A 23,461-nucleotide genomic window follows, 5' to 3' on the forward strand; every position below is an offset into this window, starting at 1 on the left:
TACATGAAAGGACCATCAATAGTAGTGAAAGGGGCACGCGCCCATAATTTAAAAAATGTAGATATAGAGTTGCCTAAAGATAAATTTATCGTGATGACAGGTCTGTCAGGGTCGGGTAAGTCATCGCTAGCATTTGATACGATTTATGCTGAAGGGCAAAGACGCTATGTGGAGTCTTTGAGCGCATATGCACGACAATTTCTAGGACAGATGGATAAGCCGGATGTGGATACGATAGAAGGGCTATCACCTGCAATTTCAATCGATCAAAAAACAACGAGTAAAAACCCACGTTCGACCGTTGCCACAGTAACAGAAATATATGATTATATTCGCTTATTGTATGCCCGAATTGGAAAACCAATATGTCCAGAGCACGGTATAGAGATTGAATCGCAAACCGTCCAACAGATGGCAGACCGCATTATGGAATTGGAAGAGCGTACAAAGATTCAGCTGTTAGCGCCAGTCGTGAATCATCGAAAAGGGACACACGAAAAATTATTGACAGACATTAGTAAAAAAGGTTATGTACGTGTCCGATTAAATGGTGACATCATGGATATTACTGATGTACCGGCACTTGATAAAAATAAAAACCATACCATTGAGATTGTCGTCGATCGTCTCGTTGTAAAACCCGGCATTGAAACACGTTTAGCAGATTCTATCGAGACAGTACTTGAGCTATCAGAAGGACGTCTTGTCGTAGATGTTATTGGTGGAGAGCCACTGGAGTTTTCTGAGAAACATGCATGCCCAATCTGTGGCTTTACAATTGGTGAATTAGAACCGAGAATGTTTAGTTTCAACAGTCCTTTCGGCGCATGTCCAACATGTGATGGCTTAGGTCAAAAACTGACAGTTGATGTAGACCTTGTTGTTCCTGACCGTACGAAAACACTGGCAGAAGGTGCGATCTTACCATGGGAACCAAAAAGTTCTGACTTTTATCCAACATTATTGAAACGTGTATGCGAAGTGTACAAAATCAATATGGATAAACCATTCGGCAAGTTGACAGAACGTCAACAGAACATTGTTCTTTACGGTTCAGGAGATAAAGAAATTACATTTACTTTTAATTCACGTTCTGGCGAAAAGCGAAAACGTACGATGCCGTTTGAAGGTGTCGTACCAAATATTGAACGCCGTTTTAATGAATCGCCATCAGAATATACTCGTGAAATGATGCGTAAATATTTGGCGGAACAACCGTGCGAAACATGTCACGGTCAACGTCTTAGCAAAGAAGCTCTTTCTGTTTATGTAGCGGGTAAAAATATTGGAGAAGTCGTATCACAATCAATTCGTGAAGCCTTAGATTACTATGAAAACATCGAACTCTCCGAACAAGATGCGCAAATCGCACGCTTGATTTTAAAAGAAATCTCAGCACGTTTAACATTTTTAAATAACGTTGGATTAGACTATTTAACATTAGATCGAGCTTCAGGGACATTGTCAGGGGGAGAAGCACAACGTATTCGTCTGGCAACACAAATCGGTTCACGACTATCCGGTGTGTTGTATGTATTGGATGAACCATCTATTGGACTTCATCAACGTGACAACGACCGTTTGATTGGAACGCTGAAAGAAATGCGTGATTTAGGAAATACACTCATTGTGGTCGAACACGATGAAGATACGATGTATGAAGCGGATTATCTTGTTGATATTGGACCGGGTGCAGGCGTTCATGGCGGAGAAGTCGTTGCTAGTGGTACGCCGAAACAAGTAATGAAGAACAAAAAATCTCTTACAGGTCAATATTTAAGTGGTGCCAAGTTTATTCCATTACCTGAACACCGCCGTGAAGTGACTGACCGTAAAATTTCTGTAAAAGGTGCACGTAGTAATAATTTAAAAAATGTTGATGTAGACTTCCCATTATCCGTGATGAATGTTGTGACGGGAGTTTCTGGTTCAGGAAAAAGTTCGCTTGTGAATGAAGTATTGTACAAGTCATTAGCGAAAACAATCAATAAGTCGAAAGTACGTCCTGGTGATCATGATGAGATTACAGGTATGGAAGAAATCGATAAAATTATAGACATCGATCAATCGCCAATTGGACGTACCCCACGCTCTAATCCAGCCACATATACAGGTGTGTTTGATGATATTCGTGATGTGTTTGCCTCAACAAATGAAGCCAAAGTGCGCGGCTATCAAAAAGGACGCTTTAGCTTTAACGTGAAAGGTGGACGTTGTGAAGCATGTAAAGGGGACGGTATTATCAAAATTGAAATGCATTTTCTACCAGATGTGTATGTCCCGTGTGAAGTGTGTGAAGGCAAACGCTACAATCGTGAAACACTAGAAGTGACATATAAAGGGAAAAGTATTGCAGATGTTTTAGCTATGACAGTGGAAGATGCGACACACTTTTTTGAAAATATCCCTAAGATTAAACGAAAATTACAAACATTAGTAGACGTTGGTTTAGGGTATATTACACTAGGACAACCAGCGACCACATTGTCCGGTGGTGAAGCACAGCGTGTAAAACTAGCTTCTGAACTTCATAAGCGTTCCACAGGCCGTTCTATTTATATTCTTGATGAACCAACAACCGGTTTACATGTCGATGATATTCAACGATTATTGAAAGTGTTAAACAAATTAGTGGAAAATGGTGACACAGTTGTTATTATTGAACATAACCTAGATGTCATTAAAACGGCAGACCATTTGATAGATCTAGGTCCTGAAGGTGGAGACGGTGGCGGTACCATTATTGCGACCGGCACGCCAGAAGAAATTGCAGAGAACGAACAGTCATATACAGGTAAGTATTTAAAACGTATTTTAGAACGAGATCGATTACGAATGGAGGAATAGGCAATGGATACAGCAAAAGTCAAAGTGTTAGAACTCTTAGCTGATGGTAAAATTAGTGTTGAAGATGCAACATTGCTATTAGATGCGATGAAACAAGACGAAGCTTCAGCAAAAGTAGACAGTGAAGCAACTGCAAACCGTCATGAACAGATTGCGAAAGAAACAGAATTGAATGTTGAAGATTTTGTACGAGAAGCAATGCAAAATGTAACAGATACTGTGCGCAAAGGTGTACAAACTGCTGATGAACAGTTGAAAAAAGTGAAAGAAAACAATGGTGATACAGCGAATCCATTTCAACAACTTGAGAAGACATTACAACAATTGACAGAAGAATTGAAGAAGAAATAGCATTTATATCATATAATAAAAAGTCATAGGGAAGTTACGTTATCAAATGAAGTTTGATACAGCGTAGTACCCGATGGCTTTTTTATTTAGAACTTCTACCTAATCCCAAAACACTTCTGTCACAACCTCGTTCTGTCAGTGTTCCAAAAGCAGAATTCTCTTCAGAATTTCGCAACTCAACAAAATCAAAAAGCGATTTGTCTCATTGCTCTGATTCTGCTCGAATTCTAAACGCTTTTTTCACAATCTCGTTCTGTCAGTGTTCCAAAAGCAAGGATTTCGGCAGAACTTCATAGCTCATCAAAATTTGAGAAGCAATTTTGTTCGCTATTCGGGTTCTGCTCAATCCTAAAACGCTTCTGTCACAACCTCGTTCTGTCAGTGTTCCAAAAGCAAGGATTTCGGCAGAACTTCATAGCTCATCAAAATTTGAGAAGCAATTTTGTTCGCTATTCGGGTTCTGCTCAATCCTAAAACACTTCTGTCACAACCTCGTTAAATATTAAACTATTATGACGAATATAATTATGTTCCCAGTTCTATATACAATTTGATATGATAGAGTGGAGTTCCAAAAAAAGAGGTGAAGAGATGTTAACTACAAAAGATGTCATCGAACGTTTTGACATGAAGGTTGTTGCAGGAGAAGGTGGGTTAGACCGACCGATTTACAACACGGATATTTCACGACCTGGTTTAGAGATGGCGGGTTATTTCTCCCATTATTCTTCTAACCGTATCCAAGTATTAGGTACGACTGAATTGTCTTTTTATAATTTATTACGTGATGAAGAACGTCAAGGGCGTATGCGTAAGTTATGTCGTCCGGATACACCAGCAATTATTATTACACGTGATCATGAAGCGCCAGATGAATTAATTGAAGCGGCAAAAGATACGGACACACCATTACTCTATGTTGAAGAAGCAACAACACGTGTGATGGGACGTCTCACAACATATCTAGAACATGAACTTGCCAACACAACATCCCTTCATGGTGTACTTGTCGATGTATATGGCGTCGGTGTACTCATTACTGGTGACTCAGGCGTGGGTAAGAGTGAGACAGCACTTGAGCTTGTGAAACGCGGTCATCGGCTAGTGGCAGATGATAATGTAGAAATTAAAGAAGTGGTGAAAGATGAGTTAATCGGTAAAGCGCCGGAAATTATTCGTCATCTACTAGAAATTCGTGGTCTCGGTATTATCAATGTGATGACATTGTTTGGTGCAGGATCGATTTTATTGAAAAAACGCATCCAACTTAATATTAACCTTGAGACATGGCGTGAAGGTAAAATGTATGACCGCGTTGGACTGAATGAAGAGAAATTGAGAATTCTTGATACAGATATTACGAAAAAAACGGTGCCTATACGTCCTGGACGTAATGTCGCTGTAATTATCGAAGTAGCGGCGATGAACTATCGTCTGAATGTGATGGGGATTAATACAGCAGAAGAGTTCAATGAACGCTTGAATGCTGAAATTATGAAAAATAGTCAGTTGAAGCAAGGTGACAAGCCATGATAGGTTATATCGATCCAGTTGCGATTCAACTCGGCGGTTTATCAATTAGATGGTACGGCATCATCATTGCCTCAGCAATATTATTAGGATATGTGATTGCACAACGCAGTGCGAAAAAAGTAGGGTTTCATGAAGATGACTTGATCAATTTATTGATTATCTGTGTGATTGTAGCAATTGTTACTGCACGTTTGTATTTCGTCCTGTTCAATTTAGATTATTACAGTCAGTATCCAGCCGAAATACCAATGATATGGCATGGTGGTATTGCGATACACGGTGGCTTAATCGGTGCGTTCGGTATGGGGATTTATTATTGCTATCGTAAAAACTGGCACCCATTACAAATCGCTGACATTGTGGCACCGAGTATTATTTTGGCACAAGGTATTGGGAGATGGGGCAACTTCATGAACCATGAAGCACACGGTGGTCCAGTCACAAGGGCGTTTCTTGAGAATCTGTCACTACCGAACTTTATCATCGATAATATGTATATTAACGGACAATACTATCACCCAACATTCTTATACGAATCAGTTTGGAATGTGATTGGTTTTGTATTACTTATCACATTACGTCGTCATTTACGAATCGGAGAGACATTTGCGCTATACCTTATTTGGTATTCCGTAGGGCGCTTCTTCATTGAAGGGTTAAGAACGGACAGTTTGATGCTAGCAGATACTTTACGAGTCGCACAGATGATGTCAATCGTATTGATAGTCATTGGCATTGTTTTGGTTGTCATCCAACGCTTGTCGAAGAAGGCTATGTATTATCGTCAAGCATCTGTATTGACTTGGCCGGGACGTGCACCTTATAAGGGGCGTCGATAACATGGCACGAAAATTAACGACGATTCACTCAGAGCACCGCAACCCATTATGGTACTTATATCAATATATTCGTTTTACCAAAATGTTTAAAAATACTTTAGTTATTGAAGTATCACGTTATATACCTTTTGTTAGTTGGAAACGTACTATTTATCGCCGTCTTTTACACATGACGATAGGTAAGCAGTCTGCGTTTGCATTCAAAGCACTTCCAGATTTGTTGTATCCAGAACGGATTACGATTGGCAATCACGTGATTATTGGGTATAATGCGACAATATTAACACATGAATTCATTCAAGGTGCACTGCGTGTCGGTGATGTGAACATAGGTGATAATACGCTGATTGGAGCGAATGTGACTATTTTGCCAGGAGTTACAATTGGCAACAACGTACGCATCGGGGCAGGAAGTGTCGTATCTAAAGATATACCAGATAACGCCACGGCATATGGCGCACCTATACAAATATATCCGGAAAAATAGAGAGAGGTGACAAGGATGACACAAGAACAGAAAATTATTCCATTTAATCAAGATGTAACACTGTATTACAAAATTGCAACGCAGAAGTTACGCCAACAAGCTTATGACAAAGCACGCTACTACTTAGAAAAAGTGTTGGAATTGTCACCGGATCATTTTGAAGCGAAGCAAGCACTTGCGACATGTTATGAAAAACTTCGCAATGTACGTAAGGCAGAAGCATTGTATTATGATGAAATTAGTGAGGGGCGAAACTTAGAAGATGCGTATTATGCCTTGAGTCAATTAAATATGGCAGCGAATGACCCTAATAAGTCGTATTTATTTGGTTTGAACTATGCTTTTTCTTCAGGGGATGCTGATTATCGTGAAGAGCTAGAAAGCATGTTTGACGTATCTTATCATGAAGAAGATACTTTACGAGAAGAAAGCCAGTTGTTCACAGTTCAAGTTGTTTTTCAATATTTGTTTGGAGAAGGCCGTTTACTAGAAGCACGTGCATATATTTTAAGACAAGATGATGAAATTCAAGAAAACCGAATCGTCCGTAACTTGCTTGCGATGTGCTACTTATATTTGAATGAGAATCAAGCAGCGAAAGAAATGTATGAGCGTTTATTACAAGAAGATTCGTCAGACGTTTATGCGTTGTGTCACTATACGTTACTGTTACACAACATGAATGAACAGTATTTGTTTGAGCATTATTTGAAACGCTTGAACAAAATTATGCCGATGAATGACGATGAGACTTTTAAGCTAGGTATTGTTTTAAGTTATCTCAAACAATATGAAGCCTCTCAACAGTTACTCGTGCCACTCCATAGAAAAGGGAAGTCACAAACTTTCCAATTATTTAACGCACTTTCTGTGAACTATTATTACCTGGGAAATAGGGAACAAAGCGAATATTTCTGGCATAAACTTTCAGCATTTGATCGTGCGTATCCGGGTTTGCCACCATGGGTCATCGATGCTCGTGTGACGTATTTTGATGAGCATATTGCACCATTATTAACGAGTGAAGATCAGCATCGACGCATATATGGTTTGTTCTTATTGAATCAATTAAACGGTAAAGAAGTATTAATGACTCGTGATGTGTGGACATTGTTAGAATCATTAGGTGACTATGAAAAACTGTATTTGTCCTATTTGATTCAAGATCTCCATTTGACAAAGTTAGACTTTATACATCGGGGGATGTTGCGATTATATGAGCTGACGGACTTGCGAGATGAGTCGGCGTTGTTTTTGAGATGGATTGCTTATGCGGAAGACCTTTTAACATTAGATAACTCTCGTGATTTGGTTGTACCTTATGTGGCGGCAGTCACTTTTTTATATTATAGTACAACGAATGAACCGAAAACCCACGAACAAATTTGTCAGCTGTTTAATGTATCTGAAACAATATTCAGAGAAGCATTGGATGAGCTAATGAGCATATAAGTTTAGCCATATAGACAAATGTCGTAAAATAACAATGATAAAAAGAACGATACGTAAAACAAGAGGAGGAACTATCCATGACAGAACAAGTACGCTATGATGTTGCTATTATTGGTGCAGGACCAGCAGGGATGACTGCAGCTGTCTATGCATCACGTGCTAATTTAAATACAGTGATGATCGAACGTGGGATGCCAGGTGGACAAATGGCTAACACAGAAGAAGTTGAGAACTTCCCAGGTTTTGAGATGATTTCAGGACCAGACCTTTCAAATAAAATGTTCGATCACGCAAAAAAATTCGGTGCAGAATACAAATATGGTGATATCAAAGGCATTGAAGATAAAGGTGATTACAAAATCATTGACTTGGGCTCAAGCCAAGTTGAAGCAACGGCTGTAATTATCGCAACAGGTGCAGAACATAAAAAAATGGGTGTGCCAGGCGAAGAAGAGTTAGGTGGTCGTGGTGTCAGCTACTGTGCGGTATGTGACGGCGCATTCTTCAAAAATAAAAATGTATATGTCATCGGTGGCGGAGACTCTGCAGTTGAAGAAGGAACATTTTTAACAAAATTCGCAGACAAAGTGACAATTGTACATCGACGTGATCAATTGCGCGCACAAAAAATCTTACAAGATCGAGCATTCAAAAATGAAAAAATCGACTTTATCTGGAACCATACATTGAAATCAGTCAATGCGAAAGATGGTAAAGTAGGATCATTGACATTAGCTTCAACAGTAGACGGTTCAGAGCAAACGGTCGAAGCAGATGGTTTATTCATCTACATTGGGACACAACCGAACACAAAACCATTTGAAGACTTAGGCATTACGAACGAAGCAGGTTATGTCATCGCAAATGAAGACATGAGTACAGCAGTTCCCGGTGTTTATGTTGCAGGAGACGTACGTGAAAAAGGATTGCGTCAAATCGTCACAGCAACAGGTGACGGAAGTATTGCCGCACAAAGTGTTCAAGCATATATCGAATCATTAGAAGATTAGACGTTCGTATATCTTCACTATATAACATATAGCAGAAAGGCTGAACAAAGAGAATGAGAGTTGTTCAGTCTTTCATTATGTATATGTCAGCAATTTTTTATATAACAGCTACTACTTAAGACGGTTTTCATGTACACTGATAGAGACTAGAATGAATGGTGGTTATATATATGCATGAGATTGAAAATAAAGAGTTATTAAAGCGAGAATTGATTATTGTCACTGGTTTATCAGGCGCAGGAAAGTCCGTTGCAATTCAAAGTCTTGAAGATTTAGGGTACTTTTGCGTGGATAATTTACCGCCGATATTACTACCAAAATTTATTGAATTAATGGCTGAAAGAACACCGTCGCTGCATAAAGTAGCGATTGGTATCGACTTGCGTGGTCGTGAGTTTTTTCAAAATTTCATTGAAGAAATCGATAAAATTAAACAAGATGGACAAGTAGAATTAAATATTTTATACGTAGATGCTGAAACAAAGAAGCTCATCTCACGCTATAAAGAGTCACGCCGTCAACACCCATTACAAAAAAAGACTGGCTTGACGTTAATGGAAGCAATTACTGAAGAGCGCCAGTTATTAACCGGAGTGAGAAGTGTTGCCAACTTTATCGTAGATACAACAAAGCTCACACCGAAGCAACTAAAGAAACGCATTGCGGAATATTTTAATCAAAATGAAGGCCCTTCGTTTACAATTAATGTGACAAGTTTTGGATTTAAACATGGTATTCAAATTGATGCTGACATCGTTTTTGACGTGCGTTTTTTACCAAATCCATATTACGATGAAGCATTGCGCCCTTTAACAGGCATGGATGCGCCCGTTTATGATTATGTGATGAAATGGGAAGAAACTGAGATATTTTATAATAAGTTATTAGATTTATTGCGCTTTACCATTCCTGGTTATCAAAAAGAAGGCAAATCGCAACTGGTTATCGCAATTGGATGTACAGGTGGTCAACATCGATCAGTCGCTTTAGCACAGCGTTTAGCAGACGAACTTCAGCGTATATTTGACTATAATATTTATGTGTACCATCGAGATGCACATATCGAAAGTGGAGATAAATAATGAAACAGCTCAAATTAGTACTTATAGGTGGTGGAACAGGCCTATCCGTATTAGCGAGAGGATTAAGATCATTTCCGATAGATATTACGGCAATTGTAACAGTCGCAGATGATGGCGGGAGTACAGGGAAAATTCGTCATGAGATGGACATTCCAGCACCAGGTGATATACGAAACGTATTAGCAGCTTTGAGTGATGCAGAGCCTACATTGGAACAATTATTTAAATATCGTTTTGAAGAAGATAAAATCAGTGGTCATTCACTCGGCAACCTATTAATAGCTGCAATGACAAATATAACACAAGATTTTGGACATGCAGTTAAAGAATTGAGTAAAATTTTGAATATAAAAGGTCGTGTTATCCCTTCTACTGTTTCCAGCGTACAATTGTGTGCGGAAATGGAAGATGGAGAGATTGTTGTGGGTGAGTCAAATATCCCTAAAAAGCATAAGAAAATAAAGCGTGTATATTTAGAACCGGAAGATGCTCAGCCAATGGATGAAGCGATTGAGGCGTTGTTGGATGCTGACTTAATTATATTAGGTCCAGGTTCACTGTACACAAGTGTTATTTCAACACTTTGTGTAAAAGGTATTAGTGATGCACTTGTACAAAGTGAAGCGAAAAAGCTTTATGTTTCTAATATTATGACACAACCCGGTGAAACCGATTATTATTCTGTTGTTGATCATATTGATGCAATTCATCAACAATTGGGACAAAATGTATTGGATTTTGTCATTGCTAACGAATTAACGTTTGATAATAAAGTATTAGAGAAGTATAAAGAAAAAGGCTCCCAACCTGTATTGTATGATGAAGTCGCTTTAAAAGAACGTGGCGTACAATTAGTAACTGGAAAAGACCTCGCATTGATTTCAGAAAATCATTACGTCCGCCATCGTACAGAAATACTTGCAGAGATGATTTATGAAATTGCCTTACAAGAAATTAGCGCCATTGAGTTCGATCCAGATCAATTAAAATCGAAAGAGCATGGTGACGGATTTTAGAAAGAGAGGATGTCAATCATATGAGCTTTGCATCTGACATGAAAAACGAATTAACAAGAGTTGAAGTGAATAATGATGATGCCATGGCAGAGCTCAGTGCGTTGATACGTATGAATGGTGCACTCAGTCTGTCTAATCAACAATTTGTCATCAATATTCAAACAGAAAATGCGACAACTGCAAGACGTATTTATTCACTAATTAAAAAAGTATTTAATGTGGAAGTAGAAATATTAGTACGTAAAAAAATGAAACTAAAAAAGAATAATATATATATTTGTCGTATAAAGATGAAAGCGAGAGAAATACTTGATGAATTAGGTATTTTGAAAGAAGGAAGTTTCACGCACGATATCGATGCATCGATGGTAGCAACGGATGATATGCGACGTAGTTATTTACGCGGTGCTTTTTTGGCGGGTGGTTCCGTCAATAATCCAGAAACTTCTTCATACCATCTCGAAATATTTTCATTGTATGAAAGTCATTCTGCAGGATTAACAGAACTGATGAATCAATACGGATTGAATGCCAAAAAGTTAGAACGTAAAAAAGGTTGGATCACGTATATGAAAGAAGCAGAACGCATTGCAGAATTTTTAAGTTTGATAGGTGGCTATCAAGCATTGTTGAAGTTTGAAGATGTTCGTATCGTACGTGATATGAGAAATTCCGTCAATCGACTTGTCAATTGTGAAACAGCCAATCTAAATAAAACAGTTAGTGCTGCAATGAAACAAGTGAAGAGCATTGAACTTATAGATGAAGAGATTGGACTAGACAACTTACCAGATCGACTGAGAGAGATCGCGAAACTCCGCATTGAAAACCAAGATGTTTCATTAAAAGAGCTTGGAGAAATGGTTAGCACAGGTACCATTTCTAAGTCAGGCGTGAATCACCGCTTACGCAAACTTAACGAACTCGCAGACAAAATCCGAAATGGTGAACAATTTGAGATATAGTATCAGTTGAATACATTTATAAAATAATAATTATGACACACATGAAAGCTTAATCGCTGACATGTGTGTTTTTTTGTGTAGTAAAACTACAATAAACTCATCTCTTTCTTTTAAAACTATAATAAATTACTTATTTATAATAATATTTATAAAATTTGATTACAATTCGTAAAAATAAAGTGGTGGATTAAATCATTAATTGTCTAAAAATATAAGATAATATTGCAACAAGCTTTTATTATAGGGTTACATCAGTTATAAATATCTTTTATTTTATATATTATTATATGGTGCATTCTAAAATTGGTTATTTAAAAATAAGTCGAAAATCGGATAAATACTATTGTGTAAAATAGTATTTTAATATAGAATATTGTAATAGTAATACAATGTATTTAAAAAAGGAGTTGTTTAATTTGAAAAAAAGTTCGAATTTTGATCCCACTCGAAAGAATAGATACTCTATTCGTAAGTACACAGTCGGTACAGCATCAATTCTTATTGGTGCAACATTAGCATTAGGGATTGCAAATGGAGAGGTAAAAGCTGCAGAACAAGATCAGTCAGCAGAGACATCAGTAACAAATGGTCAACCAGATAATACATCAAACAATGATGAAAGTGTTGTTGAAACAACAGATAAATCATTATTAGAAAACAATGAACAAAACAATGAGGTAGTAGAAACAGAAGAAACAGTTTCTGAAACAGAAGGGGTTTCGGAAACAGAAAAAGTTCCGGAAACAGAAGAAGTAGTAACGACTAATGAAGAAGAATCAACTGTCACAAATAAAGAAGAAGCACAAAATTCAGAACAGTCAGTTCCAGTGGACCAAAAAGAAGAAGTAAAAGAAACAGCAGAAGAAAACCAAGCAACGGTTGAACATAATAATGTAGAAGTATCAGAAAATAAAGAAGTAGTAAACAAAGTAGAAAATATTGGAACAATTACACCAGGGACAGGTTTCCGAGCAGCGGGTGAACCAGCTCAAAGTGGAGCAGGTAAATCAGTAAACGAAAATGTTATCATGGAAAGTTTAGTTTTAGAGAATAGACCTTTATATCCAAACCAAGGGGAGTCATTGAACTTCAGTGGTGCATTTAAAATAGAAGGAAATGTTCGTGAAAATGATTATTTCAATTTTATGGTGCCGCATAATTTAACATTGGATGGCGACATTGACTATTCAAATGTTAATAACACGCAAGCTTTACCAGATTTATTAAGCAAGACAGGTGATATTGTAGCAACAGGTACTTATAATACAGAAACAAAACAAGGAACTTATGTATTTACTGATTATGTAAATGATAAAGATACAGTATCAGGAAACTTTACGTTGCCAATCTTTACAGATCGTAAAAACACGCCTAATAGTGGTCATTATGATGTGGAGTTTGGAATGGCAAACCAAACATATAGAGGTACTGTAGACATTGATTATGGTAATCCAGCACAAGGTCATGAATATGGTGCTAATATTACATCTACAATTACAGAAATTGATATCGATTCTGGTAAAAATGAATACAAACAAACAGTATACGTAAACCCAATGAAACGAAATTTACAAAATACAGTAGTAACATTGCAAGGTTATCATGATGATATCACTAAAAGTAGTACAGTAATTTCAAAAGATCAAACAAATTTAAAAATCTATGAGGTTGTGGATTCTTCAAAGATTACAGAAAGTTATTATATTGATCCACAAAGTCCTAATTATAAAGATGTAACAAATGATGTATTACCTTATGTTACTTATAAAAATGATAATACAGCGACAATCGATTTTGGTAAAATAAATAAAACGTATGTTGTTGTGGTGGATGGACATTATAGTGATGTTCAAGAAAACGTAAAAACACGTGTAAGAATGGATGCACAAGACGTTTATACAGGCAACAGAAGTTCATATTATTGGGATAATGAGAACCTCATATACAAAGGATCTGGTAATGCAGATGGATCAATTAACCCCAAATTAAAACTAGGTGACTATGTATGGGAAGATACTAATAAAGATGGCGTTCAAGATGACACTGAAAAACCAATTTCAGGTGTAACAGTTGTCTTGAAAAATGATCAAGGTGAAGAAATTGGACGTACAAAAACAGACGAAGATGGAAAATACATTTTCGAAGAATTAGATCCAGGACATTACACAGTAGAATTTGAAACGCCAGAAGGATATACACCAACAACTGTAAATCAAGGTGGCGATGATGAAAAAGACTCAGATGGTCCAACAGTAGAAGTAGATCTAACAGAAGATAATTTATCAATCGATTCTGGTTTCCATAAAGAAGATTCAGATGCTGACGCAGATGCCGATGCAGATAGCGACGCTGACTCAGATGCGGATTCAGATTCAGACGCAGATAGCGATGCTGACTCAGATGCAGACTCAGATTCAGACGCGGATAGCGATGCTGATTCAGATGCAGACTCAGATTCAGACGCGGACAGCGATGCTGATTCAGATGCGGACAGTGATTCAGACGCAGATAGCGATGCTGACTCAGATGCAGACAGTGACTCAGACGCAGATAGCGATGCTGATTCAGATGCGGACAGTGATTCAGACGCAGATAGCGATGCTGACTCAGATTCAGACTCAGATTCAGACGCGGACAGCGATGCTGATTCAGATGCGGACAGTGATTCAGACGCAGATAGCGATGCTGACTCAGATGCAGACAGTGACTCAGACGCAGATAGCGATGCTGATTCAGATGCGGACAGTGATTCAGACGCAGATAGCGATGCTGACTCAGATTCAGACTCAGATTCAGACGCGGACAGCGATGCTGATTCAGATGCGGACAGTGATTCAGACGCAGATAGCGATGCTGACTCAGATGCAGACAGTGACTCAGACGCAGATAGCGATGCTGATTCAGATGCGGACAGTGATTCAGACGCAGATAGCGATGCTGACTCAGATTCAGACTCAGATTCAGACGCGGACAGCGATGCTGATTCAGATGCGGACAGTGATTCAGACGCAGATAGCGATGCTGACTCAGATGCAGACAGTGACTCAGACGCAGATAGCGATGCTGACTCGGATGCAGACAGTGATGCAGACGCAGATAGCGATGCTGACTCAGATGCAGACAGTGATTCAGACGCAGACAGCGATGCTGACTCGGATGCAGACAGCGATGCTGACTCAGATGCGGACTCAGATTCAGACGCAGACAGTGATGCTGACTCGGATGCAGACAGTGATTCAGACGCAGACAGCGATGCTGACTCGGATGCGGATTCAGATTCAGATGCGGATAGCGACGCTGACTCAGATGCGGACAGTGATTCAGACGCAGATAGCGATGCTGACTCAGATGCAGACAGTGATTCAGATGCAGATGCAGATAGCGATGCTGATTCAGATGCAGACAGTGATGCAGACGCAGATAGCGATGCGGATTCAGATGCAGACGCAGATAGCGACGCTGACTCAGATGCTGACTCAGATGCAGACGCAGATAGCGACGCAGACTCAGATAGCGACGCTGACTCAGATGCTGACTCAGATGCAGACGCAGATAGCGACGCAGACTCAGATGCAGACAGTGATGCAGACGCAGATAGCGATGCTGATTCAGATGCAGACTCAGATTCAGATGCGGACAGTGATTCTGACTCAGATGCTGATGCAGAAATGGATAAAGATGGCGACAAGCCTGCAGACCATGATGGCAAAGACAAAGATGGTAAGAAACATCTCCCTGATACAGGTAATGAAACAAACTATGAAGGTACACTTCTTGGATCATTATTTGCAGCAATGGGTTCTGTATTCTTATTCAGATCACGTCGCAGAAATGATGAGAAAGAATAATTAATACTAATTATTCGCTAAAAATGAATATAAAATCTATGGGGTAAAAGTGTATCGTTGATGCACGTAACTAGTAGAGACTTGGAGTGGGGCATTTCGGTGTCCCACTTTTTCTTATTGTCTAAACAAAAGTAGGAAATATTTAATGACATATAAATCACTAATATATGTTTTTAAGCTTAATCAATTGTGTTTTTTAGTAGAAATAGCATAAAGTATGAGAGTCATCTGAGTTAAGATGAATAAAAATGATAAAAAGGAGAGAAGAATATGTCTATCACATCGACAATTCTAGTTGTATTAGTGGCTTTAGAGTTCTTTTATATTATGTATCTTGAAACGTTTAAAACAGTCTCGGACCAAACGAGTCGTGTATTTAATATCTCAAAGGAAAAATTACGTGATCATAATATGCAAGTATTGTTGAAAAATCAAGGCATTTATAATGGCTTAATCGGTGTTTTATTATTGTATGGCGCATTCATCTCAGGTAATCCGAGAGAAGTTTGTATCATGTTGTTATTGTACATCATTGGTGTTGCTTTATATGGCGGTATCTCAAGTGATAAAAGTATCTTCTTCAAGCAAGGCACGTTACCTATTATTGCATTGATTAGTATTTTATTTTTGGCATAAAAAAATCGAAACACTTCCTTAACGAAATGTCTCGATTCTTAAATTATGATAACAAATTAACGTTTGATAACGTTAGCTGCTTGATCACCACGGTCACCTGATACGATATCAAATTCCACTTGTTGACCTTCTTCTAATGATTTGTAGCCTTCGCCTTCGATTGCTGAGAAGTGAACGAATACGTCGTTTCCTTCTTCACGTTCGATAAATCCAAAACCTTTTTCTGCGTTAAACCATTTTACTGTACCGTTATACATAAGAATACCTCCGTGTGCATATTGCACGTTTTTATTTCTGTAAAAAAATTCTTTCATCAAAAGGAGTATATTCTTCAAAATAAACTACAATTCAATTACACGAGCTTTTATTACGATAAATTAAACTATACAGGGTATTTGAGTAAAAGTAAAGAGAATTTTAATAAAAACTTTTAAAAAGTGAAAAACAAAGGTTTTTACACCTTAAAAATAACAAAGTACTCTTTTTGAGGTGCAGCTAATATGATTAAAAAACAAAGTACTGATATTATTATAGCTAGAACATATTAGATTGAAGTATATACTAATGGTGATGTATTTCTGAGTAATAATGTAGAAATAGATGTAACGACTAGTGATTAAGGAAGTACGCTCGAAGTTGATAAATGTATTGAAAGCGGCTATGTGAAAAATCATTGGAAGTTAGATGTTTTCATCATTAATTAATCTAAGTAGTTAATTTAGATATTACTCGCATCTTTTTATAGTTTTTCACTACCTTCAGTGATAAAATCTAAAAGAAATATAACTTAGGTGGTGATAAGATGGAATATATGTACAAGATTTTTTATAAAAAACCACATTTTTTTGAAGAAGAGTATAATAAAAGACTAACTGCTCCTAATGCTGAATTAATAAATCTAACAATTAAACCGTATAAAACAAAGGATAAGTATCAATTATACTATATACCAACGTCTAAAATATTAAATCTGGTAATAGATATAGAAAAAAATAATTCAAAATTACTAGAATACACAAGTAACTTGCCAGAGGTAGCTACCGATTCTTTGCATAAAGATATGATTGTCAATGAGCTATTTTCAACGAATCAAATTGAAGGGGTTAAAAGTAGCAAGCAAGAAATTGTGAATAGTATGAAAGAAATAATGGAATCAGGCCTGTCCAATATAAATCGGCGGATGGTTATTTTTAAAGAAAAAACCTGTACACTTATTTTGCGTACAGGTTTGTATTGTATTAACTCTCTCATTATGATAAATATCATGACGGCAGTTAGTTATTGAATGAATGACTTTTCAAACGTACTTGACATGCTCTAGTTTAAAATAAATGAGAATGCTGAGTTGTGTTGCCACTCATTGATCACAAAATGCCTGGAAAGCCTATGAAATCAATGTTTTTAACCTCCTCGGAAGGAATCGAACCTTCATTGTAAGAACCGGAATCTTAAGTGTTATCCATTACACTACGAGGAGTTAATAAGATGATTTGAACGTTTTCTATTATAACATGAAATGAGTGAATGCTTAAGCTTTGACCATTTTTGACTTTTGGGTTAAACTATAAACAAATAAACAAGAATATAGGAGGCAGGAACTTATGAATTTAATTCCGACAGTTATAGAAACAACAAATCGTGGAGAACGTGCATACGATATTTATTCACGTCTATTGAAAGACCGTATTATCATGTTAGGTTCAGCAATTGATGATAATGTTGCAAATTCAATTGTATCACAACTTTTATTTTTACAAGCGCAAGATGCTGAGAAAGATATCTATTTATACATTAACTCACCGGGTGGTAGTGTAACTGCTGGTTTCGCAATTTACGATACAATCCAACATATCAAACCAGATGTACAAACAATCTGTATCGGTATGGCTGCATCTATGGGATCATTCTTACTTGCTGCTGGTGCAAAAGGGAAACGTTTTGCACTTCCTAACGCAGAAGTGATGATTCACCAACCATTAGGTGGTGCGCAAGGTCAAGCAACTGAAATTGAAATTGCTGCAAATCACATCTTAAAAACACGTGAGAAACTCAACAAAATTTTATCTGAACGTACAGGTCAATCTATTGAACAAATTCAAAAAGATACTGACCGTGATAATTTCTTAACAGCGGAAGAAGCGAAAGCTTACGGTTTAATTGACGAAGTAATGGTACCAGAACACGAATAATAGCTTCATCCTAAAGGGTGTATCGCATATGATGTGATATGCCTTTTTATTTTGATTAAGTATTAAACAGAATAAATGACAGAGTAGCACGTTCCTAGTATATTAATTATACTTATAAAGAAAAGAGTGAGTTTATGAATTTTCATCAAAATCATTTTGCACATGTTTCACAGATTGTATTGAATGTGAAAGATTTAAAACAACAAGTGGAATTTTATACAGAGATAGTTGGTTTAGAACCATCAATGATTACAGAAGAACAAGCAGTGTTAAATATAGGAGAAAATGGCGATCAGCTTATTTTGAAATCATTAACAAATGGACGTCATGCTAGTGTGAGTGAAGCAGGTTTATTCCACGTGGCACTATTGTTACCTGATGAAGTGCAAGTAGGTCGATTGCTTCGTCATTTGTTGAGACATCAAGTGATGGTATCAGGTGGAGACCATATAGTCAGTCAAGCAATCTATTTCAACGATCCAGAAGGGAACGGAATTGAAGTGTATGCCGATCGAGATGCAACATCATGGACGTGGCAAGGCAATCAAGTTGTGATGGATACACTTGAGTTGGATGGTAATCGTTTATTGGAGATAGCGGGTAATACGTTATGGCAAGGAATGCCGGACGATGCTAAGATTGGTCATTTACATTTGAAAACACATGATGTAGAAGCATCGGCTGAATTTTATCAACAATTTACGTTTAAGCGTGTTGCAGAAATGCCACGAGCAGTATTTATGTCGGATGGCACATATCATCACCATATTGCAGTCAATGCGTGGCAATCGAGATATGTTCGACGAAATGTACTAGAAACATATGGTTTAGTTGCTTTTAATCTTGTGAGTGATGCACTAGATCAAGATACTGTGATAACACCAGAAGGGCTTGAGATGACAATTAATGCTGCGCTCTAGCTTTATTTGATATGATAAGTCTAAAAAGGAGAAGATATATCATGATTAGAGAAGCGACGGTACAAGACTTGCCAGCAATTTTGGAAATATATAATCATGCAATTCGTGAAACAACAGCTGTTTACACATATGATGAAGTGACGTTATCTGAGCGTCAACAATGGCTGGAATCCAAACAAAAGGAAGGCATTCCTGTCTATGTGTATTTACAACACGATAAAGTGGCAGGCTTTGCAACATACGGTGCTTTTCGTAACTGGCCAGCCTATCAATATACCGTTGAACATTCAGTTTATGTGCATCCTGAATATCATCGTAAAGGGATTGCTTCTCGTTTGCTTGAACAAGTTGAATATACTTTGACAGAGCATGGTTATCAAACAGTTGTTGCAGGTATTGATGATTCTAACAGTGGCAGCAAGTTATTACATGAAAAGCATGGGTTTGAACATATAGGCACATTGAAAAAGGTAGGCTACAAGTTTGATCAATGGCTTGATTTGGCATTTTATCAAAAACAATTAAAGTAATGAAGTAAGCATATGGGATAGAGAGATTAACCCGTATGCTTATTATCGTGATGAAGTGCCTGTAAAGCTTGTGTTAAATGTGGATATTGAAATTGAAATTCTGACTCTGTTAGCCGTTCAGGCAGGACGTATTGCGTATCAATGAGTAAAGTAGCCATTTTACCTAATAATAGACGTAAGAGATGTTGTGGAGCACGTGTATAATGGGGGCATTTCAACACTTGTTGTATTTTGAGCCCGAATTCATGTTGTGTGACTGGATTTGGTGCTGTTAAGTTGTATGCCTCTGTTGTATCAGATGTATGAATCAAATAGACAATCGCATTCACGAGATCATCAATGTGTATCCATGAATAGGGTTGTTTTCCATTTCCTAACTTACCACCGATGAAAAAGCGATAAGGTAAAGACATAGCCGGCCATGCGCCACCTTGATTGGAAAGAACCAATCCAAAACGTCCGATAATGACGCGCGTGCCTAATTGATTAAAGTGATCAGCTTGTCGTTCCCATTGGTAAACAATTTCTGATAAAAAGTCATGGGGAGCAGTCTGGGTTGCTTCAGTATAGACCGCTGTATTTGAAGGGGGATAGTAACCAATGGCACTCGCATTGAACATTACTTGAGGAACCTTTTCCCGTGTACTGAACAGATCAAACAATGCACGTGTCGATTGAATACGACTTGTCATCATTTTCTGTTTATAGCCTTTCGTCCAATATCGACTGAGTGTTGCCCCAGCTAAGTTGATTACGATATCAACATTGGGGACTTGTTGTTCCCAGCTTTCTTCATTCCAATTAATATATGTGATTTGTGGATTGTCTGAATGACGCGTTGTACGTGTCAAAATATAAATATGATGCGTTTTTGAAGTTGAGAGTTTGTTGATCAATTGTTGCCCAATCAGACCTGTGCCGCCACTGATTAAATATGTTGTCATCATAAAACATCCTTTTTCTAAATATTGTTCAAGTTTTAGACATGAAACAGTCATATAATATTCATATGAAATATGTTTATTTTTTCACAAAGTGCGATATAATGAAAGTACCTTCGAAAAATTAATACATCTCTTAATTAAACAGTATACCCCATAATATACAAGCGAAGGTTATTTTGACTCCCTTTAGTAGAGACTGGAATGATGCAGCATTCCAGTCTATTTTTTATCTTCATAAGCAATCTTTAATAATGGTATGATTTGTAAACGTACAATATATCACCTGTACAAGCAACATCATACAAAGAAAACACCACTATTTAAGGTTACAATTATTTATTTTTGATAAACTTGTTGTTATTTTAAGTTGAAAGGTTGATTTTCTTGCGATAGGGTATGATAATCAAATAAAGATAATTTACTATTATAAATAAGAAATAATTGGTAATATTGTATAACTGGAGATAGTAAAGAGAAGGAGTAATATATATGGCAGCACCACAACGGAGTAATCAAGGGCCGAGATATAGAGATGATGGCAAAGGGACAAGTAAGAAAAAGTTAGCGGGATGTTTGAGCATTGCAGTTGTTTTGTTTTTAATTGGTAGCTTAGTTTTTTCAGTTTTTGCATTTGTCGATCAATCACAAAAGTCAGACCAACGATTAAAAGATAAGCAAATGGAAGAGCAGAAGGAAAAACGTAAAGCAGAAGAAAAAAAGAAAAAAGAATTAAAAGAAAAGCAGAAAATGGAAGCAGAACAACGAGCGGCTGAAGAACGTGCACTGATTGAACAACAGCAGAGAGAAGCAGCACTTGCGAGAGAACGTGCGGCGGCACAACAGCGTAGTCAATATCAGAAGGCACAACCGAAAAAAGAAAAACCTAAAGAAGATGAAGATAAAGAGAAGGAAGAAGAAAAATCAGAAGAAGCACCAAAAGAAGAAAAAACTGAAGCTAAACCGAAAGCATCACAACCTTCTCAACCAGCACAAACAGAGAACAAGCCACAACAAACAGCACCACAACAAACGGCACCGCAACAACAAAACCAACCTAAGTCACAAGCACAACCTAGTACGCAACAAGCACAACAATCAACGCAAACACAATCGAAACAATCAACGAATAATAATACGTCACAATAGAAGAAATGTTAAATACAAAATGGAATCGCACGAGACATGTGTGATTCCGTTTTTATACATTAAAATAATAAGTTGAGCAATAGAGTTAAAACAATAGATAAAATGATGGACAATAAACAGCCGGGAAGACAACCAACTGGTGTGCACCCGAATGAACGCGTATAGATTTGATATCCACCTGTTGTAGTACGATAAGTATCTTTTGATGGATCAAAATGCTCTGGGCGTTTATAGCGTGGGTCATTAGGGTCTATTACTTCAGGTTGTTGATTATGCTTCATCGTAACTTCACCTCATATCTACTATAAAACATCTACATATCATATGGAAGGAAGATTGATTCGTTATGTAATAAAAATAAGACGGAGTATATTCTATCTTTTTAGGGTGAAATCTTTTACAACGAGAATCATGATGTGCTATGATGGATTTAACAATTAATTGGACGTAAATCGTCCCGTTAAATTTAGAAGTGGGATAACTTTTGACTTGCGTTTTATAAAAAAACATAGTATGATGTAATTGTAGAGCAGGTGATATATTTTTTTAGAGTCATCGGGACTTAAAACGTCACACTCTTGGCTCGAATATGACCCCTGTTGACTATTAAGGAGGCGTCACTCTTGAAACGTATGATTCAAGTGCAACAAAAAATTGTGCCTGACTTGATAGATAAAATGTATCGACGGTTTTCAATTTTGACAGCAATACAGAAATATCAACCGGTTGGTCGACGTACTTTGAGTGAGATTCTTAATATAACTGAACGAGTACTAAGATCAGAGACGGACTTGCTGAAACTTCAAGATCTCATTTTGGTAAAACCAACGGGTATGACGATCACATCTGAAGGTGTTGATGTGATGTATCAGTTAAAAGAATATTTTTCACATTATTCTGATGAACATCACTTAGCCAAATTCATCCGAGATTATTTCAATATTAGTGAAGTCCACGTCATTCCTGGTAATAGTGATACAGATTTAAATGTCAAAGTTGAGTTGGGTCGTATTACAGGACAGTTGCTAGAGAAGCAGTTGTTTGATGAAGCAATTGTGTCAGTGACTGGAGGCTCCACAATGGCATCGGTAAGTAATGCGATGTCAGAACTACCGTTCAACGTACTCTTTGTACCTGCACGCGGTGGACTTGGAGAGAATGTTGTTTTTCAAGCAAATACGATTTGTTCAACAATGGCACAACGTACGGGCGGACATTACACAACACTTTACGTCCCGGATCAAGTGAGCGAACAAACGTATCAAAACTTAATGCATGAACCATCTGTTGTAAACACATTGAATAGAATTCGACAATCGCAATTTATTATACACGGCATAGGTGATGCGCTGAAAATGGCGAATCGTAGACAATCATCATCAGAAGTCATTAGAAAACTTCAACATCATAATGCCGTTGGTGAAGCTTTTGGTTATTATTTTAACCAGCAAGGCGAAATTATTCACAAGGTTAAAACGATTGGGCTTCAATTAGAAGAAGTGCAATCAAAAGAACACATTTTTGCTGTGGCTGGCGGGAATTCTAAAGGGAATGCAATTAAAGCATATTTAGAGATTGCGCCGAAGAACACCATACTTGTCACTGACGAGGCAGCAGCAAAAATTATTACGCAAGACTTATTAAAACAATAAAAAAATATAATTAT

19 protein-coding genes and 2 pseudogenes are annotated in these 23,461 nt (G+C 37.4%); 18 read left to right on the top strand and 3 right to left on the bottom strand.

Translation table 11 applies throughout. The features are described 5' to 3' along the window. Positions 1 to 3: 3 nt before the first annotated feature. From uvrA to C7J88_RS09345, 12 genes and pseudogenes are all read left to right on the top strand, one after another. Entirely contained in the window at positions 4 to 2,847 is a 2,844-nt protein-coding gene (uvrA, locus tag C7J88_RS09290; protein WP_095115611.1) for an excinuclease ABC subunit UvrA, read from the top strand. A 3-nt stretch (positions 2,848 to 2,850) separates the two neighbouring features. Next, positions 2,851 to 3,198: an SHOCT-like domain-containing protein gene (locus tag C7J88_RS09295; RefSeq protein ID WP_095115613.1), complete on the top strand. Its 348-nt coding sequence runs from the start codon at positions 2,851 to 2,853 to the stop codon at positions 3,196 to 3,198. A 591-nt stretch (positions 3,199 to 3,789) separates the two neighbouring features. After that, positions 3,790 to 4,731, top strand: a complete 942-nt coding sequence (gene hprK / locus C7J88_RS09300) for an HPr(Ser) kinase/phosphatase (protein WP_095115615.1) — start codon at positions 3,790 to 3,792, stop codon at positions 4,729 to 4,731. Continuing rightward, the gene (lgt, locus tag C7J88_RS09305) at positions 4,728 to 5,570 is read left to right on the top strand and encodes a prolipoprotein diacylglyceryl transferase (RefSeq protein WP_095115617.1); all 843 of its coding nucleotides are present in this window, start codon (positions 4,728 to 4,730) and stop codon (positions 5,568 to 5,570) included. The genes hprK and lgt overlap by 4 nt, the downstream gene beginning before the upstream one ends. Before the next feature lies 1 nt (position 5,571). Then, positions 5,572 to 6,057 (top strand): acyltransferase, encoded by a 486-nt coding sequence (locus C7J88_RS09310; RefSeq protein ID WP_095115619.1) that lies wholly within the window; start codon positions 5,572 to 5,574, stop codon positions 6,055 to 6,057. Positions 6,058 to 6,072: 15 nt separating this feature from the next. Further along, entirely contained in the window at positions 6,073 to 7,509 is a 1,437-nt protein-coding gene (locus C7J88_RS09315) for a tetratricopeptide repeat protein (RefSeq protein ID WP_095115621.1), read from the top strand. Positions 7,510 to 7,586: 77 nt separating this feature from the next. Further along, entirely contained in the window at positions 7,587 to 8,519 is a 933-nt protein-coding gene (gene trxB, locus C7J88_RS09320) for a thioredoxin-disulfide reductase (RefSeq protein WP_095115624.1), read from the top strand. A 170-nt stretch (positions 8,520 to 8,689) separates the two neighbouring features. Then, positions 8,690 to 9,601 (top strand): RNase adapter RapZ, encoded by a 912-nt coding sequence (gene rapZ / locus C7J88_RS09325; protein WP_095115626.1) that lies wholly within the window; start codon positions 8,690 to 8,692, stop codon positions 9,599 to 9,601. Continuing rightward, complete coding sequence (locus C7J88_RS09330) at positions 9,601 to 10,617, top strand: gluconeogenesis factor YvcK family protein (protein WP_095115627.1); 1,017 nt, start codon at positions 9,601 to 9,603, stop codon at positions 10,615 to 10,617. Before rapZ ends, C7J88_RS09330 begins: the two co-directional genes overlap by 1 nt. 20 nt (positions 10,618 to 10,637) lie before the next feature. Continuing rightward, the gene (gene whiA, locus C7J88_RS09335) at positions 10,638 to 11,582 is read left to right on the top strand and encodes a DNA-binding protein WhiA (RefSeq protein ID WP_095115629.1); all 945 of its coding nucleotides are present in this window, start codon (positions 10,638 to 10,640) and stop codon (positions 11,580 to 11,582) included. A gap of 446 nt (positions 11,583 to 12,028) precedes the next feature. Next, positions 12,029 to 15,430: pseudogene (locus C7J88_RS09340) on the top strand (fibrinogen-binding adhesin SdrG C-terminal domain-containing protein); the annotation flags it as partial. A 270-nt stretch (positions 15,431 to 15,700) separates the two neighbouring features. Next, positions 15,701 to 16,066 (top strand): DUF1304 domain-containing protein, encoded by a 366-nt coding sequence (locus C7J88_RS09345; protein ID WP_095115633.1) that lies wholly within the window; start codon positions 15,701 to 15,703, stop codon positions 16,064 to 16,066. Positions 16,067 to 16,122: 56 nt separating this feature from the next. On the opposite strand, the gene C7J88_RS09350 is transcribed toward C7J88_RS09345, so the two are convergent. Beyond that, positions 16,123 to 16,323, bottom strand: coding sequence for a cold-shock protein (locus C7J88_RS09350; RefSeq protein WP_044360936.1), 201 nt, complete (start codon positions 16,321 to 16,323; stop codon positions 16,123 to 16,125). Positions 16,324 to 16,868: 545 nt separating this feature from the next. Here C7J88_RS09350 and C7J88_RS09355 point away from each other — a divergent pair. From C7J88_RS09355 to C7J88_RS09370, 4 genes and pseudogenes are all read left to right on the top strand, one after another. After that, complete coding sequence (locus C7J88_RS09355) at positions 16,869 to 17,351, top strand: Fic family protein (RefSeq protein WP_229709391.1); 483 nt, start codon at positions 16,869 to 16,871, stop codon at positions 17,349 to 17,351. Positions 17,352 to 17,664: 313 nt separating this feature from the next. Then, positions 17,665 to 18,255 (top strand): annotated as a pseudogene (clpP, locus tag C7J88_RS09360) (ATP-dependent Clp endopeptidase proteolytic subunit ClpP); the annotation flags it as partial. A gap of 134 nt (positions 18,256 to 18,389) precedes the next feature. After that, positions 18,390 to 19,175, top strand: coding sequence for a VOC family protein (locus C7J88_RS09365; RefSeq protein ID WP_095115638.1), 786 nt, complete (start codon positions 18,390 to 18,392; stop codon positions 19,173 to 19,175). 41 nt (positions 19,176 to 19,216) lie between these two features. Continuing rightward, positions 19,217 to 19,705, top strand: a complete 489-nt coding sequence (locus C7J88_RS09370; protein WP_095115640.1) for a GNAT family N-acetyltransferase — start codon at positions 19,217 to 19,219, stop codon at positions 19,703 to 19,705. A 26-nt stretch (positions 19,706 to 19,731) separates the two neighbouring features. Here C7J88_RS09370 and C7J88_RS09375 read toward each other — a convergent pair whose 3' ends face one another. Then, positions 19,732 to 20,649: a TIGR01777 family oxidoreductase gene (locus C7J88_RS09375; RefSeq protein WP_095115642.1), complete on the bottom strand. Its 918-nt coding sequence runs from the start codon at positions 20,647 to 20,649 to the stop codon at positions 19,732 to 19,734. 489 nt (positions 20,650 to 21,138) lie between these two features. Between C7J88_RS09375 and C7J88_RS09380 the strand changes: the two genes are divergently transcribed. Then, positions 21,139 to 21,795, top strand: a complete 657-nt coding sequence (locus C7J88_RS09380) for a DUF4887 domain-containing protein (RefSeq protein WP_095115644.1) — start codon at positions 21,139 to 21,141, stop codon at positions 21,793 to 21,795. A gap of 59 nt (positions 21,796 to 21,854) precedes the next feature. Here the strand turns inward: C7J88_RS09380 and C7J88_RS09385 are convergent, their stop codons facing one another. Next, the gene (locus C7J88_RS09385; protein ID WP_095115647.1) at positions 21,855 to 22,076 is read right to left on the bottom strand and encodes a hypothetical protein; all 222 of its coding nucleotides are present in this window, start codon (positions 22,074 to 22,076) and stop codon (positions 21,855 to 21,857) included. Between the two features lie 342 nt (positions 22,077 to 22,418). On the opposite strand from C7J88_RS09385, the gene C7J88_RS09390 reads away from it, so the two are divergent. Then, a complete protein-coding gene (locus C7J88_RS09390; RefSeq protein ID WP_095115649.1) occupies positions 22,419 to 23,447 on the top strand; it encodes a sugar-binding transcriptional regulator in 1,029 nt (342 codons plus the stop codon). Positions 23,448 to 23,461: the final 14 nt, after the last annotated feature.

Origin of the sequence: Staphylococcus muscae, assembly GCF_003019275.1 — a bacterium.
Lineage (GTDB): Bacteria > Bacillota > Bacilli > Staphylococcales > Staphylococcaceae > Staphylococcus > Staphylococcus muscae.

Excerpts from the sequence above, each read along its gene's own strand:
- C7J88_RS09315 (WP_095115621.1), top strand. The coding sequence starts at position 6,073 with ATGACACAAGAACAGAAAATTATTCCATTTAATCAAGATGTAACACTG.
- whiA (WP_095115629.1), top strand. The coding sequence starts at position 10,638 with ATGAGCTTTGCATCTGACATGAAAAACGAATTAACAAGAGTTGAAGTG.
- C7J88_RS09380 (WP_095115644.1), top strand. The coding sequence starts at position 21,139 with ATGGCAGCACCACAACGGAGTAATCAAGGGCCGAGATATAGAGATGAT.
- rapZ (WP_095115626.1), top strand. The coding sequence starts at position 8,690 with ATGCATGAGATTGAAAATAAAGAGTTATTAAAGCGAGAATTGATTATT.
- C7J88_RS09345 (WP_095115633.1), top strand. The coding sequence starts at position 15,701 with ATGTCTATCACATCGACAATTCTAGTTGTATTAGTGGCTTTAGAGTTC.
- C7J88_RS09365 (WP_095115638.1), top strand. The coding sequence starts at position 18,390 with ATGAATTTTCATCAAAATCATTTTGCACATGTTTCACAGATTGTATTG.
- uvrA (WP_095115611.1), top strand. The coding sequence starts at position 4 with ATGAAAGGACCATCAATAGTAGTGAAAGGGGCACGCGCCCATAATTTA.
- hprK (WP_095115615.1), top strand. The coding sequence starts at position 3,790 with ATGTTAACTACAAAAGATGTCATCGAACGTTTTGACATGAAGGTTGTT.
- C7J88_RS09295 (WP_095115613.1), top strand. The coding sequence starts at position 2,851 with ATGGATACAGCAAAAGTCAAAGTGTTAGAACTCTTAGCTGATGGTAAA.
- C7J88_RS09370 (WP_095115640.1), top strand. The coding sequence starts at position 19,217 with ATGATTAGAGAAGCGACGGTACAAGACTTGCCAGCAATTTTGGAAATA.
- C7J88_RS09330 (WP_095115627.1), top strand. The coding sequence starts at position 9,601 with ATGAAACAGCTCAAATTAGTACTTATAGGTGGTGGAACAGGCCTATCC.
- lgt (WP_095115617.1), top strand. The coding sequence starts at position 4,728 with ATGATAGGTTATATCGATCCAGTTGCGATTCAACTCGGCGGTTTATCA.
- C7J88_RS09310 (WP_095115619.1), top strand. The coding sequence starts at position 5,572 with ATGGCACGAAAATTAACGACGATTCACTCAGAGCACCGCAACCCATTA.
- trxB (WP_095115624.1), top strand. The coding sequence starts at position 7,587 with ATGACAGAACAAGTACGCTATGATGTTGCTATTATTGGTGCAGGACCA.
- C7J88_RS09355 (WP_229709391.1), top strand. The coding sequence starts at position 16,869 with ATGGAATATATGTACAAGATTTTTTATAAAAAACCACATTTTTTTGAA.
- C7J88_RS09385 (WP_095115647.1), bottom strand. The coding sequence starts at position 22,076 with ATGAAGCATAATCAACAACCTGAAGTAATAGACCCTAATGACCCACGC.
- C7J88_RS09375 (WP_095115642.1), bottom strand. The coding sequence starts at position 20,649 with ATGACAACATATTTAATCAGTGGCGGCACAGGTCTGATTGGGCAACAA.
- C7J88_RS09350 (WP_044360936.1), bottom strand. The coding sequence starts at position 16,323 with ATGTATAACGGTACAGTAAAATGGTTTAACGCAGAAAAAGGTTTTGGA.